This is a genomic window from Xylanibacter ruminicola (assembly GCF_900142525.1).
GTDB lineage: Bacteria > Bacteroidota > Bacteroidia > Bacteroidales > Bacteroidaceae > Prevotella > Prevotella ruminicola_A.
The window spans coordinates 88,370-113,936 of record NZ_FRBD01000002.1 but is presented as its reverse complement, the minus strand read 5'-3'; the positions used below and the strand labels follow the sequence as shown (position 1 = coordinate 113,936).

The 25,567-nt window shown below is 48.1% G+C and carries 26 protein-coding genes and 1 pseudogene; 12 read left to right on the top strand and 15 right to left on the bottom strand.

Annotated elements, in window-relative coordinates:
* Positions 1-17: 17 nt before the first annotated feature.
* Together BUB86_RS01645 and BUB86_RS01640 are read right to left on the bottom strand one after the other, a co-directional pair.
* Positions 18-1,463, bottom strand: a complete 1,446-nt coding sequence (locus BUB86_RS01645; protein ID WP_073204330.1) for a hypothetical protein — start codon at positions 1,461-1,463, stop codon at positions 18-20.
* Between the two features lie 354 nt (positions 1,464-1,817).
* Positions 1,818-2,441, bottom strand: coding sequence for a hypothetical protein (locus BUB86_RS01640; RefSeq protein WP_073204327.1), 624 nt, complete (start codon positions 2,439-2,441; stop codon positions 1,818-1,820).
* A 182-nt stretch (positions 2,442-2,623) separates the two neighbouring features.
* Here BUB86_RS01640 and BUB86_RS01635 point away from each other — a divergent pair, with 182 nt between their 5' ends.
* Together BUB86_RS01635 and BUB86_RS01630 are read left to right on the top strand one after the other, a co-directional pair.
* A complete protein-coding gene (locus BUB86_RS01635) occupies positions 2,624-3,331 on the top strand; it encodes an SDR family NAD(P)-dependent oxidoreductase (protein WP_073204324.1) in 708 nt (235 codons plus the stop codon).
* Positions 3,332-3,343: 12 nt separating this feature from the next.
* Positions 3,344-3,721, top strand: coding sequence for a RidA family protein (locus BUB86_RS01630; RefSeq protein WP_073204321.1), 378 nt, complete (start codon positions 3,344-3,346; stop codon positions 3,719-3,721).
* Between the two features lie 43 nt (positions 3,722-3,764).
* Here the strand turns inward: BUB86_RS01630 and BUB86_RS01625 are convergent.
* The 7 genes and pseudogenes from BUB86_RS01625 to BUB86_RS01600 form a co-directional block, all read right to left on the bottom strand.
* Positions 3,765-3,998, bottom strand: a pseudogene (locus BUB86_RS01625) (TlpA family protein disulfide reductase); the annotation flags it as partial.
* Entirely contained in the window at positions 3,979-4,143 is a 165-nt protein-coding gene (locus tag BUB86_RS17435) for a hypothetical protein (RefSeq protein ID WP_175549374.1), read from the bottom strand. The gene BUB86_RS17435 and the pseudogene BUB86_RS01625, both read right to left, overlap by 20 nt.
* Before the next feature lie 280 nt (positions 4,144-4,423).
* Positions 4,424-5,221 (bottom strand): ThiF family adenylyltransferase, encoded by a 798-nt coding sequence (locus tag BUB86_RS01620; protein ID WP_073204319.1) that lies wholly within the window; start codon positions 5,219-5,221, stop codon positions 4,424-4,426.
* A 141-nt stretch (positions 5,222-5,362) separates the two neighbouring features.
* Positions 5,363-6,562, bottom strand: a complete 1,200-nt coding sequence (locus BUB86_RS01615; protein ID WP_073204314.1) for a MalY/PatB family protein — start codon at positions 6,560-6,562, stop codon at positions 5,363-5,365.
* A complete protein-coding gene (locus BUB86_RS01610) occupies positions 6,552-7,733 on the bottom strand; it encodes a trans-sulfuration enzyme family protein (RefSeq protein WP_073204312.1) in 1,182 nt (393 codons plus the stop codon). Before BUB86_RS01610 ends, BUB86_RS01615 begins: the two co-directional genes overlap by 11 nt.
* A 14-nt stretch (positions 7,734-7,747) precedes the next feature.
* Complete coding sequence (locus BUB86_RS01605) at positions 7,748-8,389, bottom strand: helix-turn-helix transcriptional regulator (protein ID WP_073204307.1); 642 nt, start codon at positions 8,387-8,389, stop codon at positions 7,748-7,750.
* Positions 8,390-8,537: 148 nt separating this feature from the next.
* Complete coding sequence (locus tag BUB86_RS01600) at positions 8,538-9,728, bottom strand: dicarboxylate/amino acid:cation symporter (protein ID WP_081373032.1); 1,191 nt, start codon at positions 9,726-9,728, stop codon at positions 8,538-8,540.
* Between the two features lie 160 nt (positions 9,729-9,888).
* On the opposite strand from BUB86_RS01600, the gene BUB86_RS01595 reads away from it, so the two are divergent.
* Both BUB86_RS01595 and BUB86_RS01590 read left to right on the top strand, forming a co-directional pair.
* The gene (locus BUB86_RS01595; RefSeq protein WP_073204302.1) at positions 9,889-10,464 is read left to right on the top strand and encodes a GNAT family N-acetyltransferase; all 576 of its coding nucleotides are present in this window, start codon (positions 9,889-9,891) and stop codon (positions 10,462-10,464) included.
* A 17-nt stretch (positions 10,465-10,481) separates the two neighbouring features.
* On the top strand, positions 10,482-11,681 hold the full coding sequence (locus BUB86_RS01590; protein ID WP_073204298.1) for an alpha/beta hydrolase-fold protein: 1,200 nt from the start codon (positions 10,482-10,484) through the stop codon (positions 11,679-11,681).
* On the opposite strand, the gene BUB86_RS01585 is transcribed toward BUB86_RS01590, so the two are convergent.
* Positions 11,682-13,067: an ammonium transporter gene (locus tag BUB86_RS01585; protein WP_073204293.1), complete on the bottom strand. Its 1,386-nt coding sequence runs from the start codon at positions 13,065-13,067 to the stop codon at positions 11,682-11,684. It abuts the gene before it with no gap.
* A gap of 272 nt (positions 13,068-13,339) precedes the next feature.
* Here BUB86_RS01585 and BUB86_RS01580 point away from each other — a divergent pair, with 272 nt between their 5' ends.
* Positions 13,340-13,957, top strand: a complete 618-nt coding sequence (locus BUB86_RS01580; RefSeq protein WP_081373031.1) for a nitroreductase family protein — start codon at positions 13,340-13,342, stop codon at positions 13,955-13,957.
* Here the strand turns inward: BUB86_RS01580 and BUB86_RS01575 are convergent.
* Both BUB86_RS01575 and BUB86_RS01570 read right to left on the bottom strand, forming a co-directional pair.
* The gene (locus BUB86_RS01575) at positions 13,954-14,331 is read right to left on the bottom strand and encodes a RidA family protein (RefSeq protein WP_073204290.1); all 378 of its coding nucleotides are present in this window, start codon (positions 14,329-14,331) and stop codon (positions 13,954-13,956) included. The genes BUB86_RS01580 and BUB86_RS01575 overlap by 4 nt on opposite strands.
* 8 nt (positions 14,332-14,339) lie before the next feature.
* Entirely contained in the window at positions 14,340-15,725 is a 1,386-nt protein-coding gene (locus BUB86_RS01570) for a DUF1593 domain-containing protein (protein WP_073204288.1), read from the bottom strand.
* Positions 15,726-15,852: 127 nt separating this feature from the next.
* On the opposite strand from BUB86_RS01570, the gene BUB86_RS01565 reads away from it, so the two are divergent.
* From BUB86_RS01565 to BUB86_RS01540, 6 genes are read left to right on the top strand one after another with little or no spacing between them, the layout of a single operon-like run.
* Entirely contained in the window at positions 15,853-16,599 is a 747-nt protein-coding gene (locus BUB86_RS01565) for a polyphosphate polymerase domain-containing protein (protein WP_073204285.1), read from the top strand.
* 3 nt (positions 16,600-16,602) lie between these two features.
* On the top strand, positions 16,603-17,280 hold the full coding sequence (locus BUB86_RS01560; RefSeq protein WP_073204282.1) for a DUF4956 domain-containing protein: 678 nt from the start codon (positions 16,603-16,605) through the stop codon (positions 17,278-17,280).
* Complete coding sequence (locus tag BUB86_RS01555; protein WP_081373030.1) at positions 17,267-18,019, top strand: DUF2490 domain-containing protein; 753 nt, start codon at positions 17,267-17,269, stop codon at positions 18,017-18,019. The genes BUB86_RS01560 and BUB86_RS01555 overlap by 14 nt, the downstream gene beginning before the upstream one ends.
* An 11-nt stretch (positions 18,020-18,030) precedes the next feature.
* Positions 18,031-19,797: a carbohydrate-binding domain-containing protein gene (locus tag BUB86_RS01550; protein WP_073204279.1), complete on the top strand. Its 1,767-nt coding sequence runs from the start codon at positions 18,031-18,033 to the stop codon at positions 19,795-19,797.
* Positions 19,798-19,842: 45 nt separating this feature from the next.
* Positions 19,843-21,015, top strand: a complete 1,173-nt coding sequence (locus tag BUB86_RS01545) for a histidine kinase (RefSeq protein ID WP_254795064.1) — start codon at positions 19,843-19,845, stop codon at positions 21,013-21,015.
* Positions 21,012-21,722, top strand: a complete 711-nt coding sequence (locus BUB86_RS01540; protein ID WP_073204276.1) for a LytR/AlgR family response regulator transcription factor — start codon at positions 21,012-21,014, stop codon at positions 21,720-21,722. Before BUB86_RS01545 ends, BUB86_RS01540 begins: the two co-directional genes overlap by 4 nt.
* Before the next feature lie 3 nt (positions 21,723-21,725).
* Here the strand turns inward: BUB86_RS01540 and BUB86_RS01535 are convergent, their stop codons facing one another.
* A complete protein-coding gene (locus BUB86_RS01535) occupies positions 21,726-22,703 on the bottom strand; it encodes a glycoside hydrolase family 43 protein (protein ID WP_073204273.1) in 978 nt (325 codons plus the stop codon).
* Positions 22,704-22,884: 181 nt separating this feature from the next.
* Here BUB86_RS01535 and BUB86_RS01530 point away from each other — a divergent pair, with 181 nt between their 5' ends.
* Complete coding sequence (locus tag BUB86_RS01530) at positions 22,885-24,363, top strand: carboxylesterase/lipase family protein (protein ID WP_073204270.1); 1,479 nt, start codon at positions 22,885-22,887, stop codon at positions 24,361-24,363.
* A 17-nt stretch (positions 24,364-24,380) separates the two neighbouring features.
* Here BUB86_RS01530 and BUB86_RS01525 read toward each other — a convergent pair whose 3' ends face one another.
* Both BUB86_RS01525 and BUB86_RS01520 read right to left on the bottom strand, forming a co-directional pair.
* Positions 24,381-25,061 carry a 4Fe-4S binding protein gene (locus BUB86_RS01525; protein WP_073204268.1) on the bottom strand — a complete coding sequence of 227 codons (681 nt, stop codon included), beginning with the start codon at positions 25,059-25,061 and terminating at the stop codon, positions 24,381-24,383.
* A gap of 11 nt (positions 25,062-25,072) precedes the next feature.
* Positions 25,073-25,516 carry a MarR family winged helix-turn-helix transcriptional regulator gene (locus tag BUB86_RS01520; protein ID WP_081373029.1) on the bottom strand — a complete coding sequence of 148 codons (444 nt, stop codon included), beginning with the start codon at positions 25,514-25,516 and terminating at the stop codon, positions 25,073-25,075.
* Between the last annotated feature and the right edge of the window lie 51 nt (positions 25,517-25,567).

Here is a 25,567-nt window from a genome sequence, read left to right as displayed (position 1 = left end):
TTTCAGCTTAAGTGCAATTAGCTCTTAGGATGTGCTAATCGTTTGTATTTCAGGAATATATCGTGGAATAAAATTTTTAATTCTCCTTCATCATCGCTTAATCCTTCCTGAATATTCTTGCGGAAAGTGCCTGCAGAGCGCTTGTCGGTAAGCTTTTCGGCCAGATCATAGTCAGAATGGGCTCCGAAGACTGCACTTTTTTTCATTTCTCCCACCAAATGGCAGAAGAAGCGTGCAGTAAACAAGTTGTTGTGCGGACTTTTACGCGTCACTTTAAGATGAGCAAAGATATTTTCGTTCTCAATCAACTCCTTCCACATAGTTTCATAATGAGGCATCCAAGAATCATCAACCAAATTAATCAGTCTGCGTGCTGCTGCCATCACAGCATCGCCCACCTGTTGCACTTCGGTATTAACAATGTCTTCATCGCCAAACTTGGTCATTGGGTCAAGTTCTCTGGCTATCTCATATAAATAAGTAAGGTGGAAAATAAAATGGCGTAGTGCATCGTCGTCGAGATGAACATCAAAGAAATCAGCCTCGAATGCCTCACGATCAGTGCTCCATTTGGCAAACAAAGCCCCAGGCACCTTGCCCAGTTCAGCTAGTACCTTGGCGCGTTCAGCAGTCATAATGTCGTTCCACGAATAACTGTCACTAACCACGCGGAGTGTATCTCGGCGGTTTTTCCAATAATCATACCAACTATTGCTCTTGCGCACGCGTACAAGTACCTTATTAAAAAGAGCAGCCATCGACTTGTTGTTGCTTCTACTCTTATTCATCAGATTTATGATCAAATCAGGCAACAACATGAGCACTATCAGCCATACTACCATCATCGATAAATTCTCATCCATTTTCGCACGCAGGTCGTCCGTCATTTTGCGTATAGTCTGCATATAGCCAGTAGTCTCTTCTTGATCGCTGTCGTCGGCAGCATTCATATTCTGAAACGCCTGTAGAATCATTATCAGGTCGTCAGGATTCATATACTGGGCACAATTAGCTATGATGTGCTGCATTGGCGACACCTTCTGCTCGATGGCTTTCTGTTCTTCCTGTGGCAATGCGAAATGCTGTGTCAGCGATTGGGTTACAAAGTCGATGAAGTCGCCCTGTTTCTTTGTCAGTTGTTCATTCTGCAATTGATTGAATAGCATCATTACAGAACGACGTATACTGCTGTTTGCAATAGTTTGGCCGATGCGATCTGTGTACTCAGATAGTAAGTAGGCGCAAGGCAGGTTGTTTAGTTCTACCAATGCCATAACTGCACTCTGCATGCGCATAATGATGGCATAGATTTCGGCCTCTATGCATGTTTCTACCTTGGCATCAAGCTCCTTTGTAAGTTCATCGAGTCGCTGTGTGGCAACATTCCAATGATGGCAGGTCTGGGCTGTTAACTGCTCAACGCGCTCATCGTCAATAATCTTTTTTATTTCTTCGTTATTCATATCTGGTTCCGATTTACTGGAAATGGTTACATGGTTACAGCTGTAACCATGTAACCTTTTTGCTCCGAAATTTATGTTTTATACCATATAAGTAATTAATATTCAATATGTTATACTATTATACAATCTGTTTATTGACTTCTGCGGTCACATGGTTACAGTTGTAACCGTAACCGCTATTAATGCTTTTGGGGTACGATAGCTATAGCTGGCAGGGGTAATAGCTAGGGATAAAAAGGGCAATACAGTAACTTTGTGATTGTTTGCCTATACCCAAACGATTGTGCGCCTATACCCGAACAACCGAGCGCCTTTACTCAATCTGAAACGTACTCCAGCCCAAGCATCATCTATTTATATCTCGGTATAGATGTGCTCTTTGCCTCTTGGCGTCATCAGCAGCTTAGGATTTTCGCCCTTGGTCCACTCGGTTAGCTGTTTGCGGGCAGAATAGAGGGTGAGGCCTGTATAGCGGGCAAACATACCAGCGGTGATATAGCCGTTGTTACGCTTTATGCACTCTCTCATCTCCCGCTCCAGTTTCTCCTTATCAGCAAGAAGTTCCTTGGTGTCAGGATTCTGAAAACGGCGGAAACCATCGAGCCACTTCTTGATTTCCTTATCCCATAGCTTGCCTGGATTATACTCCACACCTTCCAATCGCACATCGCGGTCCTTCACCTCGTCGGCATCGGTAATCTGCTTGGCAAGCGACAGTTTAGGCGCAAACGAGCCTATGGGCGTGTCGATACGGTAGCCCTCGGCAAGGAATCTGCCAGCCACACGCACAAACACATCGAAAGCACGACTCAGCTCACCGTATCGCAAGCTATAGTTACGTTCGCAATAGTCCTCGAGCTGCTTCATCGAGAGCTTCATTCCGCTCTTAGGACGCACATAAACAAGGTTCTTTCCGTCCGCACCTTTCACTGGTGTGGGATGAACCTCATACCACATTCCACTACTTTTTCTTGGCATATTGTTCTTATTGATTAATCTGCCTGCAAAGTTACAGAAAAAACTCCTTTTGCCCAAAAGAAAACTGAGATATTTAGTATTTATGTATAATAGTCTCTATTTTTACAGAATTAGTTGATCTTCATTGGCTATTCCGAAAAAAAATATTACCTTTGCACGCAGATTCAAAACATAAATTAGATATGGCAAAGATTGTTTTTGTAACAGGTGCCAACAAAGGCATCGGATTTGGAATAGCCAAGCACCTCGGAAAGAGTGGTTGGCAGGTAGTAATCGGCGCACGCGATGAAGAGCGCGCCCAGAAAGCTATCAACGAGCTGAAGTCGGCTGGCGTTGATGTATTAGGCTGGGTGAATCTCGAGCTGCGCAACCTGGCTAGCATTGAGCAGGCCGTCAAGGAAGTCAATGAGAAATATCCCGAACTGACTCTGCTGGTTAACAACGCTGGCATTCCTGGCGACATGAGCGTTGACAGCGAGCACACAGAGCTCAGCGATATCAAGGAGACGCTCGACGTTAACTTCATCGGCACCTTTGCCCTGACCAAGGCATTGATTCCTCTGCTCACCAAGAATCAGGGCCGTATCGCCAATGTCACCGTTCCCTCAGAGATCAGCCCTTACTGGCACCCACTGGCATACGTAGCCAGCAAGGCAGCCCAGAATGCCATGATGGGTGTGATGGCCATCGAGTTCCAGCAGAGCAACACCCCAGTTGAGGTATTCTCTGTTCACCCAGGCCCCACCACCACCGATTTGAACGGCAACATGGCTCTGCCTGGTTTCCACGACATTGAGACCGTCGGTGAGAAGTTTGCCGAACTCATCAACGATGGTAAGAACCATCAGGGCGAGTTCATCGAACTCTACCCCATCGTAAAAGAAGACTAAAAAAACTGCGATATGAAACAAGTTATCAGTACCCCCAAGGCACCCGCTGCCATCGGCCCTTATAGTCAGGCCATCAGCGTTGGAAACCTCGTTTACACCTCTGGTCAGATACCCATTGATCCTGCCACAGGTTTGTTCGTAGAGGGTGGCGTCAAGGAACAGACACGCCAGTCGCTCACCAACGTCAAGGCTATTCTCGAAGAGGCCGGTACTTGCATGGCAAATGTTGTTAAGACAACAGTTTTTATGGCTGATATGGGTGACTTTGCAGACATGAACTCTGTTTATGCAGAGTTTTTCGCTGAGCCTTTCCCTGCTCGCTCTGCTGTAGCGGTGAAGACGCTGCCAAAAGGTGCTTTGGTAGAAATAGAGGTGATAGCAGAAGTTTAAATGAGAACAAAAAAATGCATGAGGTTTTGCCCCATGCATTTTTTTATTTAAGATATTTATCGATTGTCTCGACTAAGGAACTGAATTCGTCTTCCTTATAAAGTCGGGTTCGCTTGATTATTGTTCCGTCTTTGTCAATCAAGATATTACGTGTGATGCCTGACTTTCGGAGGGCGTATTTTGCATAGATGTTGGCGCCAGGGTCGAGTCCAAGTGGATAGGTAACGCCTGTTTGTTTGGCAAAGTTTACTACCTTTTCAAGTGGTTCGTCGCGGTCTCTCTTTTAATGTGATTTCTACAGGTTCCTCGAAATCATATACATCTACATCGAGTGGACGATATCCTATAAACTCTACGCGGAGAGTTAGGGGAGCCTCTACGTTTGTCTGGAGTTTGAAGTTACCATCGATGTCGGTAACCACACCTTTAAGACTCCTGCATACGCATTCGCATCTACATTCGGTTTTGCATTCGCATTCGCATCTGATTCATTGTTTTCATAATTCTAAAATACTTACTTTATAAACTCTTTCAACTAATTATTATTTCTGGGTGCAAAGGTACGGCGATTTGACGGCTCCCACAATCCCCTCTGCATGTCATTTGGCATACCAAAGACATGGTATTTCGTCAAAAACACACAAAAAAACACCTCGCTCTGGGTTGAGCGAGGTATATTATCTGGGTATTTATTCAGTTTATCTATTTTATGGCATCTTGCACTACCAAGCCTGCCAGCATAAAGCCAAAAATGGCAGTGATATGGGCAAGAGTGCCGTTGATCTGTGCTTTAGATGAGCACCACTCATGATTAAGCAGACTAGGGTCGCCTGGACCATTCTTAGCCTTAGGACACATACAATGCTCGGTACCACAAGTGGCGTTGTGGCCCTTATTCTCAAGCAACTCATCAGAATAGACACATTGGAACTTACGCTTGGGATACTGACCGTCGCGTTTGAAACGTTTGCGCAGAGCACGGGCCAAAGGATCGCCCTGCACTTTCCAAAACTCAGCAGTTTTAATTCGAGTAGGGTCTAACTTTAATGCAGCTCCCATAGACGAAAAGAATTTGGCCTGAGTCTTACAAGCCATTAGAATAAGTAAGGTTTTATCCTTGAGCGAGTCGATGGCATCAATAATATAGTCGTAACTGTCGATATTAAAGCTATCGGCAGTCTTGGCTGTAAAAATCTGCTGCAAGGCAGTTATTTCAGCTGATGGATTAATACTGAGCAGTCGGTCCTTAAGTGCATCGACCTTTACCTGTCCAACAGTCTTAGACGTTGCCATGAGCTGGCGGTTGATATTTGTGATGCATACACGATCGGAATCGACAATCGTAAGATGTTTGATTCCTGAACGCACCAAACTCTCGGCACACCAAGATCCAACACCGCCTACACCAAAGATTATCACACGTTTCTGAGCAATGTTGCTCATAGCCTCATCGCCTAAAAGGAGTTCAGATCTGCGGAATATTGCTTGTTCTAACGCCATATTTGTAATTTTGGCTGCAAAGGTACTGCTTTTTTCTGAATGAATTGGTTGTTATCGGATAATTTTAGCAAAATACCGCATAATTGCTTTTGGGGGGTTCTGTTTTTTCTTTGTGTAGTGGGCTAGAGAGGGTGTAGGCAATCATTGGTCGTAGCCTATGGGACGTAAAGTGATGCTTAATTGTTTGAGCGCCTGTTGGAGTAAGGCCCTTGGTGTGCCTACGTTCAATCGCATAAAGCCATGTCCTTCGGGGCATGACTTTTCGTAAAACATCTCGCCATCGTTTAATGCCAAGTGTGCCTTGTTAACAAACAGATCTACAAGCTGTTCGTGGTTCAGGCCCAGCCCTCTGCAGTCTAGCCATACCAGGAACGATGCCTGTGGACGTATTGGCTTGATGGCAGGCAGATACTTGCGGCAGTACTCCTCCAGAAACTCAATATTACTTTCTATGTAGCTCAGCATCTGCTGGCGCCATTCTTCACCATGTCGGTAGGCCGCTATGGTAGCAATAGGCGCGAAGAGCGGCGGGTCGTTCAGCTCGTTGGCCTCCAGCCATGTGTAGAATCTGCGGCGCAGCGTTGGATTGGGCACTACGGCATACGAACTTACGATGCCTGCAATATTAAACGTTTTAGATGGCGCACCAAAGGTGATACTGATCTGTGCAGCCTCGTCGCTGACGGTGGCAAATGGTATATGGCGATTGCCGAACAGCGCCATGTCGCTATGTATCTCGTCGGATATCACGATGATGCCCCGCTCGTAACAAAAACGTGCCAGCTTGCGCAGCGTGGCAGCATCCCAGCATATGCCAGCGGGATTATGCGGATTGCTCAGTATCAGCAGTTTGCATTTCTCGTCGGCCACCGCCGCCAGTTGCTCAAAGTCCATCTCGTAGCTGCCATCGGCTTTCTCTCTCAGCGGATTGTACACCACCTTGCGACCGTTGCCTTGTGGTGTCAGTCGGAAAGGGTGGTAGACAGGTGGTTGGATAATGACTTTCTCATCTTCCTTTACAAACACGTTGATAGCCATACCTATGCCTTTAACGATGCCAGGAATGTAGGTGAGCCACTCGCGCTGAACCTGCCATTGGTGGTGGTCGGCAATCCACTTGATGGTGGTAGTCCACAGATCCTCGGGAACTACGGTATAACCAAACAGCGAGTGTTCCAGTCGCTGGCGCAGTGCCTGGGTAATAAACTCTGGTGTTTCAAAGTCCATATCGGCCACCCATAGTGGCAACAGGTCATCGCGCCCGTAGCGCTCCTTCAGTACGTTATGTTTCAAGTCGCCGCTACCAGTGCGATCTATTATCTTGTCAAAATTATAAGTCATCTTTCAGTGCTTGTTTTATATCGTTCAGTATATCCTCCTTATACTCCAGTCCTATTGACAGGCGTATGGTAGTTTGGCGCACATCCATCTGTTCCAGTTGCTCGTCCTTAAAATTACCAAAGATAGTTGATGCCGGATGTATGGCCAGCGTTCGACTATCGAAGAGGTTGGTGGCGCGGTGTACCAGCTTCAGACGGTTTAGGAATCTGAAACACGCCTCCTTTGATGCCAGGTCGATGGTTAGCATGGCACCAGCGGTAGGTCCGAATTGGCGTACTGCCAACTTGTGGAAAGGATTATCCGCCAGTCCGATATAGTTCACACGCTTAATGTTTGGTATCTCCAATAACTCCTGAGCCAGCCAGAGTGCATTTCCAGCCTGTCGCTGGTAGCGCACGTCGAGTGTCTCCAGTCCTAAGGTCTGCATATAAGCTGCCTGTGGAGTCATATAGGCACCAAGGTTAAACAGCAGTTCGTACTTTACGCGCTTGTTAATCTCAGGAAAGCTACCGTAGTCTACTATCAATCCGCCTAATGATGTGCCGCCTCCCGACAGGTATTTGGTACTCGACAGTACTTCAACGTCGACACCAAGTTCCTTCAGATTTGTCTCAGTAAAAGGTATTGCCGTTGAGTCGGCTATCACAGGCACGCCTTTTTTATGGGCTATTGTTGATATGGCTTTCAGATCAGCCACTTCCATCTGAGGGTTGGTAAGCACCTCCAGAAATACACATGCAGTTTGCTCGTCTATAGCCGACTCTACTGCTTCCAAATTTGTCAAGTCTGTAAGTCGTGGTTCTACACCGAATCTTGTCAGCGTGGTAGTGATAAGTGCCAGTGTGTTACCAAACAGGTGGTGCGATGTAACGATGTTCTTACCTTGTTCTGTTGCAGCCAACAGTGCATTGCCGATGGCGGCCATGCCTGAGTTGAATGCCGTTACATGCTCTGCACCAGTCAAAGCTTTAACTCTCTGCTCTAAGTTAGTAACCGTAGGATTCTCAACTCTGGCATAGTCGGGTGCTTTGATGCGATTACAGAAGGCATCGGCCATCTCCTGGGCATCGTCAAACTCAAATGCCACATTATTATATATAGGCACAGCAAGTGCCCCGTACACGTCCTTTCGGGTATAGGGCGTGTTAATTGCAATGGTTTGTTTCTTCATCTGTCTTTGTATGATTATATGTAGAATTCCGATGGGTCAATAAGTCCTGCACGAATGGCATATTTCACCACCTCGTGGGCTGTGTTTACACCCAGTTTCCTGAAAATATTCTTTCTATGCGTTGTTATGGTGTGTACGCTCGAGAATCGCTCTTCGGCTATCTCCTTGGTCGTCTTGCCTTGGGCTATCGCCTTCACGATCTCAGCCTCGGTGGCAGTCAGTATTCCTGGTTTCTCCTCCTCGTATTGCTGATTGATAATCACCTCAAGTGCTTTCTGACTGATAAAACGCTCGTGTTTTGCTATGGCGTTCAAGGCATCGCGCAGATCCTTCATCGGACCGTCTTTAAATACGATACTGAACTGGTGCGATGAATATATCACACGGCGCAGAAACTGGGGTGTCAGCTCATCGCTTATCAGCAGCCACTGCGATAGGGCAAATCTCTCGCTCACTATCAGCAGCTGGTCTTCGTCGGCGAAGTCAAACAGCGTGTAGTCCAGTATCACGGTAGCATTCTCATGCTCCTTGAGCTTCGCCACCAAACTAGTCTTGTCCGATGCACGATACACAGTATTCTCCTCGTTCTGCCGTATCAGGCTCTCGAGTGCATACCTTGTTATCTCCTGATTATCTGCTATAATATACTTTCCCATAATAACTATATTGATTCTGGGTGCAAAGGTACAACAAATAGATATATTCTCCAAATTTTCAGCAACATTCAGAGAATATACCTATAAATGGTTAATTACTTGATGGTATTTTCTAAATTTAATATAGTTTTTAGCTCTCTATAGAATATTATTCTTTTTCAGCCAGATCATGGTTCACCATAGTGGCCACACACGAGTCGGACCATACGTTCTCGGCCGTCTCTACCATATCTATGATAGTGTATATAGGCAATATGATACCTAAAATAGCTACTGGGGCGCCTATGCCCGACATCAGCGAAAGTGTGAGGAAGTAGCATCCCATAGGTACGCCGGCATTGCCGATGGCCGACACTACCGATATGATTATCCACAGCGCTATGGTGCCCAACGTGAGCGGTGTACCGCCATTCTGCATCACAAAAAGCGATGTTACCAAGATGAATGCTGCACAACCATTCATGTTGATGGTGGTACAGATGGGCAATACAAATCGGGCTATGTTCTTGCGAATGCCCAGTCGGTTCTCAGCTGTATCCATGGTAACGGGCAGGGTGGCGGCACTACTCTTGGTGAACAGAGCCATCAGCACCGCAGGCATCATCTTGCCAAGCACGTGTATGGGGTTCAGTCCACGAGCCAGCAGGAACAACGGTAACACCACAAAGAACTGAATCACGTTACCACCCAACACCACCAGTACATATTTGCCGATAGAGTCGGCCACCACCCCTGCCGATACCTGAGCCGACAACTGAGCCGAGAAGGCAACGATGCCCAATGGCAGAGTCCATATCAGCCAGCGTATCAGCAGGAATAGCAGCTCCTGCAAGCCTAGCAGTCCCTTAGTTATTATGGATTTGTTTTCTGATTCCGGTAGTTTCGACAAGCCTATACCCACAGCAAAAGCCAACAGCAGCAGCGACAACACATTGCCCTCCAAGAATGGCTTTACTATATTATTAGGTATAATACTGATAATGTGGTCGTAATATGAGAGGTTCGAGGTAATGGGGGATGAATCTGTGGTTAGCTGGGTGACAGCAACGTTGCCCGGTGCGATAACCACGTATAGCACTGCACCTAAGGCCGCTGCTGCAATAGTTGTAAGTAAAGTATAAGTAAGAGTATGTCCGAATATACGTCCCGAACCCTTCGAACCGAAGGTGGCCAAAGTGGTAATCACTGCCAGTACTATCGTTGGTACTGCCAGCAGTTGGAACAATCGTGTATATACCGTTGCTACGAAGTCGGCTGTAGCGTTCAGCCAGTCTAATCCCAGCACACCTAATATCGCACCCACCACGAGTGCTGCAATCCATAATAACGTCTTCTTCATCTTTTTATCTATTCTATGTTTCCGGCGGCAAAGATACAAAGTTTTTCCCTATCCCGAAATACCAATCTTGAGGTATTTTGCTAAAATTTGTCTGATTTCAGCCCTTTCATTCAGAAAAAAACACTACCTTTGTCCGCAGATATTACAATTTCCAAAGGCAATGAGTAGTTTCACCATACGTCCAGCCCACCCTGCCGAAGCAGCAAGCATAGCCACACTCATCATGGAGGCTATGAATCACGACTGCTGTCAGTGGTGGGCTGGTCCCAATCATACACTTGGTGATTTCCACCAGCTGATGACCAGTCTGGTTCAGCGTACCGATAGTCAGTATTCGTACCTCAACACGCTGGTTGCCGTTGTTGACCATGAGGTTGTTGGCATATGCACGGCCTACGATGGAGCCCGCCTGCATCAGCTGCGCCAGGCCTTTATCGATGGCGCCCGCCAGAGTTTTGGTATGGACCACAGCCATATTGACGATGAGACCAGCGCCGGCGAGTTCTATCTCGACAGTCTCTGCGTGGTAGCCCCATATCGCAAGCTTGGCATTGCCACTGCCCTACTCAAAGCTTCTATCGAGAAAGCCCGCACCTTAGGCATGCCCTCAGTAGGTTTGCTGGTTGACTGCGGCAACCCCAAGGCCGAGCATCTATACACCCAGATAGGCTTCCGCCACCAAGATGATACATCGTGGGGCGGCCACCCTATGCATCATTTAATTTACCAATTATAATAAAATTATTACTTAAAATGAAAAGATTAATCACCTCTCTCTCACTGCTCCTTGTAGCAGTTGTTGCTATGGCTCAACAGGAAGCCAAAGTAGCCGAATTATCCATGAAGTCCCAGTTCTACGACTTCGAGCGCGACATTTTGGTCTATACCCCCATAGGGTTCGACAAATACACCGCCACCGATTACGACGTCTTCTACGTGTTCGATGCGCAGGAGCGTGGCAAATTCGACCTCGTGCACTGTCTGATGGAACTCGGCGATACCTATCTGACCAACGATCGTGGCAAGGAATTCATCATTGTCGGCGTCATCTCGCCCTTCATGCCCGAAATCCCCTTCGGGCGTAATACCGATTTCCTGCCGATGCCTATCCACGAAATCGGTAAGGGACACTTTGCTCATGAAGGAGCCTACGGCCGTTCTGGCGACCTGAAGAAGTTCCTGAAACAAGAGCTCATGCCCTACATCGAAAAGACCTTCAACGCCACAGGCCGCAAGATCGGCGTCGGCCACTCGCTCGGCGCCTCGTTCGTGCTCGACTGTATGATTACCGACGATCTGTTCGACGACTATATCGCCCTGTCGCCCAACTGCAGCTACGATGAGTTCCGCGTGGCCAGCGATCTCGAGCAATACCCCTTCAAGAGCCACAACGAGCCTCGTTTCATCTTTGCCGCTATGGGTAGCGAACGAGCTAGATTCGGCGAAAAATGGCATCAGGGGTGGGTCAGAGCCAGCGCTTTCCTCAGCAACAAATCTAACTTCCCCCAAAACACCATCGTATCTGTCAAAAACTATCCCGAATACGACCACCAAGCAGTTTATCTGCCCAGTCTTCAAGACGCCCTGAATCAGTATCTCGAATACTCTGTATCGTTTCTGCCACAGTTTGTCAGCAAGGAAACCTACCCTATCCATATAGAGCTGCGAGGCGAGGCGCTGAAGGGCGATGTGTATATCACTGGCAATCAGGCTGAACTGGGCAACTGGGATGCCAAGGGCATCAAGATGAAACATGTTAACGATAGCACCTGCGCTGTCGACCTTCAGCTCCATCTGCCTGCCTACTTCAAGTTTACTCGCGGCGATTGGGATCACGAGGCCTTCCTCAGCAACAGCTGGCCCGGCCGCAATATTATCATTCAAAAGCCCGAGCCCAAATCGCGCATCTACCGCCTCGAACCCGAGGAGCCCTGGTCAGGAGAGAACAAATAATTACTTATTCTTTTCGCGGATATGTTCCTCGTATTCGGCTAGCTCGCGTTCACCAATGTGAGCTAGTCCGTAATGCTCGTCGTGCTGCGAGAAGTCGAGACCAACCTTTTCGCTGTAAGCCGATACACGCATTGGTATTAGGCCGTCGATGAGCTTATAACCTGCCCAGCTCATGGCAAAGGTATAAACAAATACGATGACGATGGCCAGCAGGTGATAAAGGAAGATCACAAAACCATCCCATGTGCCGGCGATGAGTCCCTCCTGGATAAAGATACCTGTGAGCACGGTACCGAAGATACCGCCGGTGCCGTGTGTGGGGAACACATCCAGTGCATCGTCGATACTGGTGTGCGAGCGCCAGTAAACAGCAATGTTACATATCAGCGTGATGATAAAAGCAATAAAGATGCTCTGACCTACAGTGACATATCCTGCCGATGGTGTGATGGCCACCAGACCAACCACGCAACCCACAGCAGCACCCATGGCCGATGGTTTGCGTCCGCGCAGACAGTCGAAGAATATCCACGTCATCATGGCCGTGGCCGATGCAGTATTGGTGTTCAGGAATGCCTTGATAGCCTGTCCGTCGGCATGCAGCGAAGAACCTGCGTTGAAGCCAAACCATCCCAGCCACAACATGGCAGCGCCCAGCAGCACAAATGGAATATTGGCTGGCTCGCTCTTGCGTGTCTCAGCCTTGCGTCGGCCCAGATAGATAGCTCCGGCCAGTGCTGCCACACCGCTCGATGCATGCACCACGATACCACCGGCAAAGTCGATGACACCCCAGCGCATAAACAAGCCCTCAGGATGCCAAGTCATGTGGGCCAGCGGACAATAAATCAGAAAGAAGAAGAAAATCATGAAGAACATGTAGGCCGAGAATCGCACACGCTCGGCAAACGAACCTGTAATCAGCGATGGCGTAATAATGGCAAATTTCATCTGGAACAGAGCAAACAGGGCCAGCGGAATGGTGGCTCCGCCAAGTATATTGCCTGCCGGAGTGGTATAGACCTCGGCACCTACATTCTGGAACATCAGAAACGTCAGGGGATTGCCGATGATGCCGCCTATGTCATCGCCAAAACACAGCGAGAAGCCGATGACCACCCACAGCACCGATATCAGTCCCATGGCGATAAACGACTGGAGCATCGTAGATATCACGTTCTTTGCTCCCACCATACCGCCGTAGAAGAACGACAGTCCTGGAGTCATCATCAACACAAAGATGGTGGCCGTAATCAGCCAAGCCACATCGGCTGCCGAGATTACCGACCAGTCACATTCGAATGTAGGTTCGCCTACAAACACACCTGCAAAGGCAATCAGAGTCATTGCCGTCATCAGGATTACCCAACGTTTCTTTACCTTCATACCTATCTTTTTTGATTATTTGAAAACTTTCGGCCGCAAAATTAAACAAAATGACGGCATAATCATTAATTAACCGCCACTTTGAATCTTCAAAACTACACAAACTTACAATTTGTAATTTATAACACCATATTTTTAATCAATTTGAAAGCAAAGACATCGTGCATCCTAACAGTTATACATAAAAAAGTTCTAAATATCTGTGTTTTCTTTTGGGCAAATGGAGGATATTTCATATCTTTGCCAGCAAATAAACTAAACATTACATAAGTATGAAGAAATTACTGGCTTTTGGTGCTTTCGTAGCGCTGTTGGCCGTTACTGGCTGTCAAGAGAAGAAAGAAGTGTCGAAGGATGTTGTGTCGTTCGACGAAGTATTGACCACACGACGAAGCGTTCGTAGCTATGATGCCTCGAAAAAGATTTCAGAGGCTGAGGTCCGTGAGCTCCTGACGGCTACACAAGAGGCGCCTTCATGGGCCAATCAGCAGCCTACCAAGTATTACGTGGCTATCAGTCCCGATAAGGTGGCAGCCGTTCAGGATATGGTGGGAGGCAATAAAGACCGCATCAAAGAGGCGCCTGTTCTCATTGTCTCTACCTTCGAGCGTGGCAAGTCGGGCTTCTTCCAGGGCAATCAGACTAATGAGGTTGGCGACGGATGGGGAGCTTACGACAATGGTCTAAGCAATTGCTACCTGATTCTGAAGGCTCGCGCCATGGGCTTCGACACACTCATCATGGGCATGCGCGATACCGACGCACTCCGCAAGCTTTTCAATATTCCTGATAACGAGACTGTTATGGCGGCCATCGCACTAGGCTACAGGGCTGGCGAGCCAACCCGTCCTGAGCGCCGTCCACTCGATGATATCGCTAAATTCTACTAGATTTCTGCGATGACCTCAATCTCAACTAAGGCGCCCTTGGGTAGAGTTTTTACTGCTACGGCAGAGCGGGCTGGGAATGGCTCGGTGAAAAATTCGGCATAAATGGCATTCATGTCGGCAAAGTCGGCCATATCTGCCATAAACACTGTGGTCTTAATCACATTAGCCATGCTGGTGCCTGCCTCCTCGAGAACAGCCTTGACATTAGCGAGCGACTGGCGCGTCTGCTCCTTGATACCGCCCTCAACAAACGAGCCTGTGGAAGGATCGATGGGTATTTGACCAGAGGTGTAAACGAGGTTTCCAACACGGATGGCCTGACTGTAAGGGCCGATGGCAGCAGGTGCCTTGGGGGTACTAATAACCTTTTTCATAACATTATTTATTTTATTTGAATAATTACGCGACGGTAGGATACCAAGTGGTAGGGACCGGCATCGTGAACTTCGCAGATGATGTGAATCTCGTTGTTGCCAGCATCCTCGGGGATGTGAATGGCGACAGCGGGGCGATCAGAGTTGCCAATCTGGGCTTTTGACGTGCCAATCTCAGGCTGTTGCCACCATTTATAAGTAAGGTGGTCGCCATCTGGGTCAGTCGTCTTTGAGGCATCGAGACGGATGTCATCGCCAGCCTTAGCACTGATGTGGATAGGTTTATAACCCTTTACATTATTAATAATGATTTGCGGATTACGATTGCCTACACCCTCGCTGGCCCACTGCATACGAGCCAGAAAATCGTTCAGCTCATCGGGATAGAAGCGCTGTTTATAGCCCACACTGATACTGCGTACTGGCTCCTGCCAACTAGTCCACGCTGTAGTGAGCGAATCGGCACAGAGCGCACGCTCGTGGTAGCCAGCCCAGCCAGCCTGGCGCGGGTCGTCAGGATCGTTAAGTCCGTTGGGCAAACAGTACAGCATGCTTGGTGTGTCGCCCTCAACACCCCATTTGTAGGTGGGATATTCCTTGCCTAAGTAGCCCTTGCCCTGTATGCCGTCCTTGTGCTGCTGCCAGTGGCGCTTGCCCAGTTCGCACTGCTCCTGCCAAGCACCTTCGTCCCACACAAACTGCAGGTCGTCGCAGAACTCCTTGCGCAGCCACATGTGCGAGCTGCGGGCACGATCCATGCGGTGGGCATAGTCCATATCCTGATCGGTGATGGTATAGATGCGGAACTTCTGCACAAAGCGTTTCAGCTCGTCAGCGCTGCGCGTTTGTTTGACGTGCCAGATGGCCTGCGCCAACGTGTTGGCGCCTCCCCAAGCACCCACGTAAATGGGACGCTCGTCAGCCTCATCGGCCAACTGAATCAGCAGATTGCTGCCTGGCGAGTCGTTCCCTTCGCCGATAGCCTTGATTCCACCACGCTGACTTCCCATCACGGCTCGACTCCTGATATATTCTACACTCGGCCAATAACCAATGTGCTGCTTGTTCTCCTGCTTGAGCGACATAAACTTCTTCTGCCCCGACCGCTTCATCAGCTTCGACACATCCTTGCCATAAGCCTCTACCACGCGATGCAGATATTGTGCCCACTCGGCGGGATATGGATCGCAGTTCCATCCCACAGTGGTAATAACAGCCTCGATTTCAAACTGGTCGGCGTATGCCATCAGCCTCACCATCGACTCCATATCATCAGGCTCCACATCGCCTGGTGCAATATCAGTACACACCACGAGTCGTGGCTTCAACTCGTCGCTGGCAGCCCAACCCCAAGTCGGCATGGCCATCATCAACCATAATGCTATAGTTTTCATATTTGATTAATTTATCTGGCGGCAAAGATAATGATTTTTTTCGATTATGACCTCCTGTTGACTGAATAAAAAACGGCATTCATTGAAAAAATTAGTATGGTAAGCCAAATCATACTACCTTTGCAGCATGAATGAATTGCTAAAGTCATACGAGCCCATCACGCTTGATGAGATGAAAAGCGTAAAACTGATGAATCGCACGGACACGAAGTTCGTGACGAACACCAGTAAACTGTGCCAACTGCTAAAGATGGCGCAGCAGGATTATTATGTACAGGACATAGACGGTCAGCGAAACCCCGACTACGACACCACATATCTGGACACCAAGGCATTCGATATGTACAGTCAGCACCAGTACGGGCACGCCAACCGACAGAAGATTCGTTTCCGCACGTACTGCATCAGCGGTCTGCAGTTTATGGAAGTGAAGACCAAGAACAATCACGGACGCACCAAAAAGAACCGCATTGAGGTGTGGGATATGAACTTGAACGAAGTAACAAAGCGCCTGTTTCTGCAAAAGAACCTGCAATACGAGGTTGACTCGCTGCAACCCGTGCTGAACAACCACTTCAACCGCATCACACTGGTGAACAAAGGGATGACTGAGCGACTGACTATCGACACGGCCCTGAAGTTCAGCAACCTGACGAACGGACACCACAAGGACATGGGACCGTTGGTGGTGATAGAGCTGAAGCGCGACGGACTGGTATATTCTCCCATACTGCACATGCTGCGCCAACTGCGCATACAACCTCACGGTTTTTCAAAATACTGCATGGGATCGGCCCTGACTGCCGACGAGCAGCTGCCCGTGAACCGTTTTAAATGCAAACTGATAGAAATAAACAAATTAATAAAACAATAGAATATGGAAGCATTATTTTCGAACGATTTCGTCGAAACTCTCATCAGGTTCATGCTCTGCCTGATAGTAAACTGGGGCATCGTGAACTTCCTGTATTTCAAGAAAAGTCGTCGTCGCGACTTTTACTTCACCTTCATGATCATCTCGGTGGTTATCTATTTCCTGGTTTACCTGATGATGGGCATGGAACGAGGTAAGGCCACCATGGGTGTGGGGCTTGGACTATTTGGAATCTTCTCGATTATGCGTTATCGCACCGACTCGATGCCGGTTCGCGAGATGACATATCTGTTTGTAGTGGTTTGCCTGTCGGTGGTTCACGCCATGTCGTCGGTACTAGATGTAACTGCAAATGGCATCATCACAGGCACACCGCTGGTTGAACTATTGGTGATTGACATGATAACCGTAGCGGCCATCATGACATTCGAGAAAACCCTGAAGGTGAGCGCAACCCGACTGGTACAGTACGACCGCATTGAGCTAATAAAGCCAGAGCGACACGAAGAGCTGAAAGCCGACCTGGCAAAGCGTCTGGGCGTAACGGTGCTGAAGGTAGAAGTGGGCGGCGTAGACTTTCTGCGCGACATGGCAGTGCTACGTGTAAGCTATGTAGGCGAGAATATGACGGACATTAATAACAAACTAAAACTAAAAGAAGCAGATTATGCACATGTTTAAGCGACTGGCCGCGATGGCCACCATCCTGGCATCGGTGCTGCCCGTAACAGCACAGAGCGAAGGCGGAATGGTACTGAGTGCCGAGGCCGAGAAGAAGATTGACAAGAACCTGAGTGTGAACCTGGAAGCCGGCATGCGAACACGCAACGACTTCAAGACGATGGACCGCTGGAGCCTAGGCGTGGGCGCCGAGTATAAACTCACCAGCTGGCTGAAAGCCGACGCAGGCTACGTGCTACTGGACGACAATAACCGCGAAAAAACCACCTACAAGGCATCGGGTGCCGAAAACAAATGGCGCCCCAGCTACTGGAGCATCAAGCACCGCGTGTATGCATCGCTCACAGGGGCGTACAAGTTCAGCAACAACATCAAGCTATCGCTACGCGAACGCTGGCAGTACACCTATCGCCCTGAAACAACAACCCAGCGATGGGACTACGACGAGGACGAGTGGGAAGAAAAAGTGATGAACGGCAAGGCAAAAAGCGTGCTGCGCTCACGTCTGGGCATATCATACGACAACAAACACAGCCTGTTGGCTCCCTATGCCAACGTTGAACTCTTTAATGCATGGGGCATAGAGAAAGTACGCTACACCGTTGGTACCGACATCCGACTGGGCAAGCAGCACACGCTGACAGCCTTCTACCGCTTTCAGGATATGAAAAATGTAAGTGCCGACGACTACGAACCCAACATGCACTACTTAGGAATAGGATATAAATTTAAATTTTAAGCATAAAAATCATGAAGAAGACTACAATCAGAATGATGCTGATGGCATCGGTAATCTTACTAACAAGCTGCATGGCCGACGATCCATACAGCGAATTCAACAACAATTGGGGTAATTGGGAAAATAATAACAGTAACTCTAACGAGACCAATAGCGGCAGTTCGACTACTACAGGCGAACTGACAACCTTTTCTGTTAGCATAGACAAGGACACGGCTGAGCCTACGAATGTGGCCACCGAATACCTTCCTGATGAAGAAGACGCACTCGAGAACAATAGCTTTACCACCGAGATAAGCATTGACATGAGTAGCCCAGCCGCCAAGACCGAGAACGGCGTGGAGATAACCGTTAATGGCGGACACATCACCGCCAATCATGGTTCGGCCAAGAACATTTGTTATGTGGTAAGCGGAACAACCACTAACGGATCATTTACCGTGATAGGCGAAAAGAAGTACGAAATCATACTGAATGGCGCCAACATCACCAATCCCGATTCGGCAGCTCTGAACCTGCTCAGCGGAAAGCGCGCTTACATCGTACTGGCCGATGGCACCAGCAACAGTCTGAGTGATGGCACTGGTGGCAGTCAGAAAGGAGCGCTTTATTGCAAAGGCAAACTACTGTTCAACGGTAACGGAAAACTCAGCGTAACAGGTAACTCCAACAACGCCATCCACTCGGCCGATTACATCGTGTTTCGCAAAGGCAACAACATCTATGCAAACTCAACAGCCAACCACAGCATCAAAGCCAACGATGGCATCTTCATTAATGGAGGCATTATTAATGTTGAGGTGTCGGCCGCAGCTGCTAAAGGCATAAACTGCGAGAGTAACATCATTGTGAATGGCGGCAGAACCACAGTGATCACCACCGGAAATGGCACCTACGACAGCGACGACAAGGAGGCAAAAGGCGCAGCCGGCATCAAGGCCGACTCTACCTTTACCATCAACGCCGGCGAATTGTGGCTCAAGAGCACAGGCTCTGGCGGCAAGGGCATCAATGTGGATATGGAAGCAAACTTCTGTGGCGGCAGTGTATATGTAGTGACCGAGGGCGGACAGTATAAGAGCAACAACGATACTTCATCGCCTAAGGGTATCAAAGCCGACGGTAACATCAATATAAGCGGTGGCACTATCTGGGTACGTACCAGCGGCTATAACGGCGAGGGTATTGAAACCAAGAGCATGATGAACATCAGCGGTGGACAAGTGGCCTGTTATGCCTACGACGATGCTATCAACTCGAAAAGTGATATGACTATCACTGGCGGATACGTATATGCACAAGGTCAGCACAACGACGGACTGGATGCAAACGGCAACATGTATATCAAGGGCGGCCTGATATACGCCATCTGTTCCGGCACTCCAGAAGTAGCTATCGACGCCAACACCGAAGGAGGCAAAAAGCTATATCTCACTGGCGGCACCGTGGTGGCTGTAGGTGGACTGGAGAGTGGCAGCAGCCTGTCACAATCGTGTTACTATACATCTTCGTGGAGTAAAAACACCTGGTACACCCTAACATACGATGGCAACACCTTCTCGTTTAAGACTCCATCGAGCGGCGGCAGCAGTCTGGTAGTATCAGCAGCTGCTACACCATCTCTCGCATCAGGCACAACCGTTAGCGGTGGCTCAAGCGTCTTCGGCGGCATTGGCATCATGAGTGGCACTGTCAGCGGCGGATCAAGTGTATCACTATCAAGCTACACTAGTGGTAGCAGCATGGGGGGCAATTTTGGCCCCGGTGGTTGGCACTGACACAATAATTCACTATTATCAACGTTATACATAATAGTAATAGGAATGATCTGGATGAAAAATCAGTCGAGACAGGAGAATCTGACATACTTGGTAGTGTGGAGTTTGCTTTTTGCAACCCCACTGCTAAGCCTTTATCTGCGCACAACCAACGACCCTTATCTGGAGTTTAACTGGGGTGAGGTATTCTTTGTGTGGGGTAAGTTCAGCATATTCCTGCTATTGTTCCTGATTCATAATTTCCTGCTAGCGCCATTGCTGATTCACGGGCATAAGCGCATATTATACCTATCTATTATGACAGCGGTCATGGCGGGATTTATCGTGTTTCAGTGCACTACGCGCCCCAACTTTGGGAAACGTGATGGTATCCGTCCGCCACGAATGGAGCAGCGCGAGAATCTGCCGCCAGACCTCGAAGATTTCGAGAAAATGGAGAAGTTGCGCGAACACGGTCCACGTCATGAAGACATGCGCAACGGCAATCCACGAATGGAGCGCCGCCACACTCCTCCTCTCTTCGTTGGCGAGCACGACATACTGAGCATTGTAGTCTTAGTGCTGATGTTTGGTGCTAATCTTGGCACCAAGTACTACTTCCGCTCGCGTAGCGACCAGCGCAAGTTGGAAGATCTGGAGAAGCAGAACCTGGAGCAACAACTGGAGTATCTGAAGTATCAGATAAACCCACACTTCTTTATGAACACGCTGAATAATATCCATGCCCTGGTAGATATCGACCCCTCTAAGGCACAGGAAACGATTCGTGAACTATCGAAGATGATGCGGTTTGTGCTCTACGAAGGCGACAAGAGCGGCGTGCCACTGACCAAGGAGTTTGAGTTTATTCGCACTTACACCACACTGATGCAGCTGCGTTATAGTGACAAGGTGAAGATAACTGTAGACGTGCCAAGCGAAGCTCCCGACTTGACCATCCCGCCATTGATGCTGATATCGTTTATCGAAAATGCTTTCAAGCATGGCATCAGTTATCAGCACGACTCGTTTGTAGATATCAAATTGGCAATAAATGGCAACAACCTCTACTTTACCTGTCGCAACTCTAAAGCCGAGATGCCTAATCAGGAGAAAGGTGGAGTGGGATTAGCTAACGTCAAGAAACGTCTTGATCTGTTATATGATAATAGCTATACCCTGCAGATTAAAGACGAACCAGACATATATATTGTTGAACTAAAATTACCACTACGATGATTCGCTGTATAGCTATCGACGATGAGCCATTGGCTCTGCAGCAGATTGCTGCATACATCAACAAGGTGCCGTTTCTAGAACTGGCAGCCGAGTGCCAGAGTGCTTTAGAAGCCCGTCAATTTCTAGCCGAAGAAAGGGTTGACGCCATCTTCTGCGACATCAACATGCCCGATCTGAACGGTATGGACTTCGTAAAATCGCTGGCAGCGCCACCACTCGTAGTTTTCACTACTGCATACTCGGAATATGCCATTGAAGGATTCAAGGTGAATGCAGTAGACTACCTACTTAAACCCTTTGGTCTGCAAGACTTCCAGCGTGCCGCCAACAGACTGAAAGAACGATTATCTGTTTCCACCGCACCTGCGGTAGAAACAGATAACACACTATTCCTCAAAACCGACTACCGTATTGTAAAAGTCTGTATCCAAGACATACGTTATGTAGAGGCCATGAGCGAATACCTGAAGGTGTGGATTGAGGGCGAGCCCAAACCTATTATCACCCTGCTATCGATGAAGAAAATGGAAGAGCGACTACCACAGAACTTTATGCGCATCCATCGCTCTTACATCATCAACCTCGACAAGATTCAGGAGGTTAACAAGAATCGCGTGATTATGGACGCCGACACCTATCTGCCCATAGGCGACCTATATAAAGACAACTTCCAGGCTTATCTAGACACGAAATTCTTGGGCAAGTAAGTTTTACTTATTACCAAAAGCCTTGAGCAAGCGGTCCTTCTCAGCTTGTGTAATAGGAATGATTGTGCCATGACGAGGGGTGAATTTGCCCTTGGTCTCGGTATTCTGCACAAACTGGAAAGTCTTGAGATCCTCTGAGCGACAGAACTGGTAATGATGATTCACGTAGCAGTCGTACATGATGATCCAGCTCTTACCGTCAATAGCTTTGCATACGCCAACACCCTCAACCTTCTCCTGTGTCTGCTCTACATTGCCTTCCAGCATCTGCCATTTATCGGTGAGCTGTTTAGCCACAGCCTGGTAGATGCCACGCCCAGCCTCTTGCTTATAGAAGAGGTGATACATCTTGTCGGCCTGGTTCCATACGATGTCGCCATCGATGGTGGCATTGCCGGCATCGAAAAGCCATTGGGGTTCACCCTCAAGGTCAGTAAAATCCTTGTTGGCATATTGATAGTAAATCTTGTCGTATGAGTCGGGATCGCTGGTGCGCAGTGAGTAGAATACCATATATTTACCTGCCTTGCGGTCGTAGATAGTCTCGGGCGCCCACACACGAATCACATTCTTCCAGGTCTTGGTATAACGTGTGGGGAAGTTCACAGTAGAGTGCTGCCAGTGTATCAGGTCGGTCGACTTGAGCAGTACGATACCGCGGTTGCTGGCCCATCCTAACGACGAGCGCATATCGGTAACTACCATGTAGAATGTCTTACCGTCCTCGCAGCGCAGAATGTGCGGATCGCGCACGCACTGTGTCAGGGCAATGGTGTCGCTCTCAATGACAGGGGCACCACCGTTAAGCGGTGTGTAGTTATAGCCATCGTCGCTCAGGGCAAAGCAAATCTGCTCGTCCTGAGGTGCATTACTATTAAAGTAAGTAAACAGATAGGCCACCATCTTATCGCGACCAGCATGGGCCGATACTGTACATAGAATCGTAAATAACGTAATTAGTAGAAATCCTTTCTTATTCATAAAGCATAAAATTAATAATTCGCAGTTCAATAAACTTGACCGCAAAGATAATAAAAAAAAGGTAATATAAAAGGAATTGCATAAATATTTAGGAAAGTTTATTAAACCAATTGTCAGTTCAGGTGTCTAAATAATATAATTATTTACCTAACCAATTATACAATTGTTATTTAAACAACTTATGAAAAAACTATTTTTACCTCTTCTGCTGTTGGTAGCAGTGTCTGCACATGCTGCAGAAAACCCAGTGTTAACAATCGAGGGTGGAAAGGTTCAGGGCGTATTAGCCGATGACCATCCAGAAGTGTTTGTTTATCGCGGCATACCTTATGCTGCACCTCCCATCAAGGAGAACCGATGGAAAGAGCCACAGCCCATTGTGCCTTGGAAGGGCATTAAGATATGCGACACATTCGGACATCCCAGCTATCAGGCAGTTCAGTATCCCGGCGGATACTACACTGAGTGGGGCTATGGTAAAGAGGCACCCAGCAGCGAAGACTGCCTGTATCTTAACGTATGGACCAAAGCTCCCGGACAGGTAAACAAGAAACTTCCCGTAGCACTATGGATTCATGGTGGCGGCTATCGTGAAGGTTTTGGCTCTGAGCCAGAGTTCGACGGACAGGAATGGGGAGCTAAGGATGTGGTGCTGGTAAGCATCAACTATCGTCTTGGTGTATTCGGATTCCTGGTACATCCGGCTCTTTCAGCAGAAAGCCCACATAAGGTATCGGGCAACTATGGTATTCTTGACCAGATTGAGGCTTTGAAATGGATCAAGAAGAACATTGCTCAGTTTGGTGGTGACCCCAACAACGTCACCATATTTGGTCAGAGCGCAGGTGGTGGTAGCGTTCGCACATTATGCGATAGTCCTCTTGCTCGTGGTTTGTTCAACAAGGCTGTTATCATGAGTGCTCAGGGATTAACCATCCCCGATGACAAAGGAAACATGATTGGTGGCCGATACAGTGGCGGTACCTTTGCCGATGCAGAAGCAAAAGCAAAGAAGGTGTTCGACTGGGCAGGATTAACCGATCTGAAGAAGATGCGTGCGGCCTCAACCGAGACCATCTTTGCGCTCAACACCCTTTATTACCAGATTCATAGCGACGGTCAGCAAGATAATAGCCCAATGGCAGCCATGTTCAGAGGCCTACCCTTTATGCCTATGATTGATGGATATGTATGCGTAAATAGCTTTGACGACGCAACACGCGGCGGCACACTGGCCGATGTTCCTTATATGATAGGATTCACATTGAACGACATGGGTAATATGGGACCCAACATCGCCGAGTTCTGTAAGGTTCGCGAGCAGAAGGGTGGTAAGGCCTGGGCCTATCAGTTTGCACGTCCATTGCCCGATGACGGCAGTCATCCTGAGGTAACAGTACGTCTGAAGGGTGCTTTCCACTCATCTGACCTCTGGTTTGTATTTAAGAGTCTGAAGCACTGCTGGCGCCCATGGACCAAGGGCGACTGGGATCTGAGTGAAAAGATGCTGACTGCATGGACTAACTTTGTAAAGTATGCCGATCCTAACGGACCTAAAGGTGGTACATGGAAGCCCTGCACACAGAAGAACACCAAGTTCATGGTATTCAAACTGAATGACAAGGATGCCGAAGCATCGTACTTTGGAAATCCCGAGTAATAAAAAAGACAATGACCTTAAGATTTTCTTAAGGTCATTATTTTTGTAGGACATGCAAGAACACACTTACCACATTTGATACAGTCGGGATGCAGATAGCCATCCGCTTCACCACGGCTGTCGTAAGGTGTCAGCTGCATTGGACATACCCTTGAGCAGCTTTTGCACTTCATCTGACAGGCACTCGACACGTGAACATTAGTAAACGATGCGGGTACAGGAGCCTTCTTAGGTGCTACCCAACGCGAGATGGTTCCCATGGGACAAAATGAACACCAGGTGCGCGGCGCATAGATGTAACTAAGAACCACACCAACCACAGTGGTCATGACGATGATTCGCCAGAATACCCTACCTACATCGGCCCAACTCTCAGCAAAGCCAAGCTGGATGCCAAACATGGTGAAAATGAACAGCACCATAAACAGACGGAATCCGAAGGTGCGTACAAATTTAGGGATTGGGCGGTGGGGCGAATACTTCGACAACAGTCTGTCGTACATATTTCCACGCGGGCATACATTGCCGCACCACCAACGTCCCTTCTTGACACTTACTACCACCGGACCTATCATGCATATCAGCGCCAACAGTCCTATGATAGGATAGAACCAGCCAACAATGATGTATGCAATGATAATCCAGTAAAGGGGTAACCCCGGAGTAGCAAAATGTCTATGAAAACGTTTTTGTGCCATTTGTTTAATTATTATTTTTTGTTTAATGTGTTGATGATCGTATCTAACTCGCCAGCAAACTTCACATAGTCGTCAAGTTTGAACGGACAAGTCTTAAGTTCCTCTCCCATACCAGCAGGGATAATGGCATATGCCTCTTCTTCCATAGCCTTACCCTTTTCGGTAAGAGATACTATCTGCTGACGCTTGTCCTCCTTACCACGCTGACGCACCACAATGCCTTGCTTTTCCATTCGCTGCAACAAAGGAGTCACAGTGTTGGTCTCAAGCACCAGTCGGTGAGCTATATCGTTTACAGGCTGAGCATCCTGCTCCCAAAGCACCATCATCACCAAATACTGCGGATAGGTGATACCTAGTTGGTTAAGCATTGGGGTATAAGCCTGCTGTATCAATCGCGCCGCTGTGTATAAGCGGAAACACACCTGATTATCTAGACGTAATTCTTCGTGCATAATTGTTTCGTTTATATCGTTTGCGATGCAAAGGTACGAAGAATACTTTAT

Excerpts from the sequence above, each read along its gene's own strand:
- BUB86_RS01640 (WP_073204327.1), bottom strand. The coding sequence starts at position 2,441 with ATGCCAAGAAAAAGTAGTGGAATGTGGTATGAGGTTCATCCCACACCA.
- BUB86_RS01585 (WP_073204293.1), bottom strand. The coding sequence starts at position 13,067 with ATGAAGGTAAAGAAACGTTGGGTAATCCTGATGACGGCAATGACTCTG.
- BUB86_RS01570 (WP_073204288.1), bottom strand. The coding sequence starts at position 15,725 with ATGAAAACTATAGCATTATGGTTGATGATGGCCATGCCGACTTGGGGT.
- BUB86_RS01530 (WP_073204270.1), top strand. The coding sequence starts at position 22,885 with ATGAAAAAACTATTTTTACCTCTTCTGCTGTTGGTAGCAGTGTCTGCA.
- BUB86_RS01520 (WP_081373029.1), bottom strand. The coding sequence starts at position 25,516 with ATGCACGAAGAATTACGTCTAGATAATCAGGTGTGTTTCCGCTTATAC.
- BUB86_RS01575 (WP_073204290.1), bottom strand. The coding sequence starts at position 14,331 with ATGAAAAAGGTTATTAGTACCCCCAAGGCACCTGCTGCCATCGGCCCT.
- BUB86_RS01595 (WP_073204302.1), top strand. The coding sequence starts at position 9,889 with ATGAGTAGTTTCACCATACGTCCAGCCCACCCTGCCGAAGCAGCAAGC.
- BUB86_RS01645 (WP_073204330.1), bottom strand. The coding sequence starts at position 1,463 with ATGAATAACGAAGAAATAAAAAAGATTATTGACGATGAGCGCGTTGAG.
- BUB86_RS01555 (WP_081373030.1), top strand. The coding sequence starts at position 17,267 with ATGCACATGTTTAAGCGACTGGCCGCGATGGCCACCATCCTGGCATCG.
- BUB86_RS01600 (WP_081373032.1), bottom strand. The coding sequence starts at position 9,728 with ATGAAGAAGACGTTATTATGGATTGCAGCACTCGTGGTGGGTGCGATA.
- BUB86_RS01610 (WP_073204312.1), bottom strand. The coding sequence starts at position 7,733 with ATGAAGAAACAAACCATTGCAATTAACACGCCCTATACCCGAAAGGAC.
- BUB86_RS01620 (WP_073204319.1), bottom strand. The coding sequence starts at position 5,221 with ATGGCGTTAGAACAAGCAATATTCCGCAGATCTGAACTCCTTTTAGGC.
- BUB86_RS01535 (WP_073204273.1), bottom strand. The coding sequence starts at position 22,703 with ATGAATAAGAAAGGATTTCTACTAATTACGTTATTTACGATTCTATGT.
- BUB86_RS01615 (WP_073204314.1), bottom strand. The coding sequence starts at position 6,562 with ATGACTTATAATTTTGACAAGATAATAGATCGCACTGGTAGCGGCGAC.
- BUB86_RS01560 (WP_073204282.1), top strand. The coding sequence starts at position 16,603 with ATGGAAGCATTATTTTCGAACGATTTCGTCGAAACTCTCATCAGGTTC.
- BUB86_RS01580 (WP_081373031.1), top strand. The coding sequence starts at position 13,340 with ATGAAGAAATTACTGGCTTTTGGTGCTTTCGTAGCGCTGTTGGCCGTT.
- BUB86_RS01605 (WP_073204307.1), bottom strand. The coding sequence starts at position 8,389 with ATGGGAAAGTATATTATAGCAGATAATCAGGAGATAACAAGGTATGCA.
- BUB86_RS01590 (WP_073204298.1), top strand. The coding sequence starts at position 10,482 with ATGAAAAGATTAATCACCTCTCTCTCACTGCTCCTTGTAGCAGTTGTT.
- BUB86_RS01545 (WP_254795064.1), top strand. The coding sequence starts at position 19,843 with ATGATCTGGATGAAAAATCAGTCGAGACAGGAGAATCTGACATACTTG.
- BUB86_RS01635 (WP_073204324.1), top strand. The coding sequence starts at position 2,624 with ATGGCAAAGATTGTTTTTGTAACAGGTGCCAACAAAGGCATCGGATTT.
- BUB86_RS01630 (WP_073204321.1), top strand. The coding sequence starts at position 3,344 with ATGAAACAAGTTATCAGTACCCCCAAGGCACCCGCTGCCATCGGCCCT.
- BUB86_RS01550 (WP_073204279.1), top strand. The coding sequence starts at position 18,031 with ATGAAGAAGACTACAATCAGAATGATGCTGATGGCATCGGTAATCTTA.
- BUB86_RS01565 (WP_073204285.1), top strand. The coding sequence starts at position 15,853 with ATGAATGAATTGCTAAAGTCATACGAGCCCATCACGCTTGATGAGATG.
- BUB86_RS01525 (WP_073204268.1), bottom strand. The coding sequence starts at position 25,061 with ATGGCACAAAAACGTTTTCATAGACATTTTGCTACTCCGGGGTTACCC.
- BUB86_RS01540 (WP_073204276.1), top strand. The coding sequence starts at position 21,012 with ATGATTCGCTGTATAGCTATCGACGATGAGCCATTGGCTCTGCAGCAG.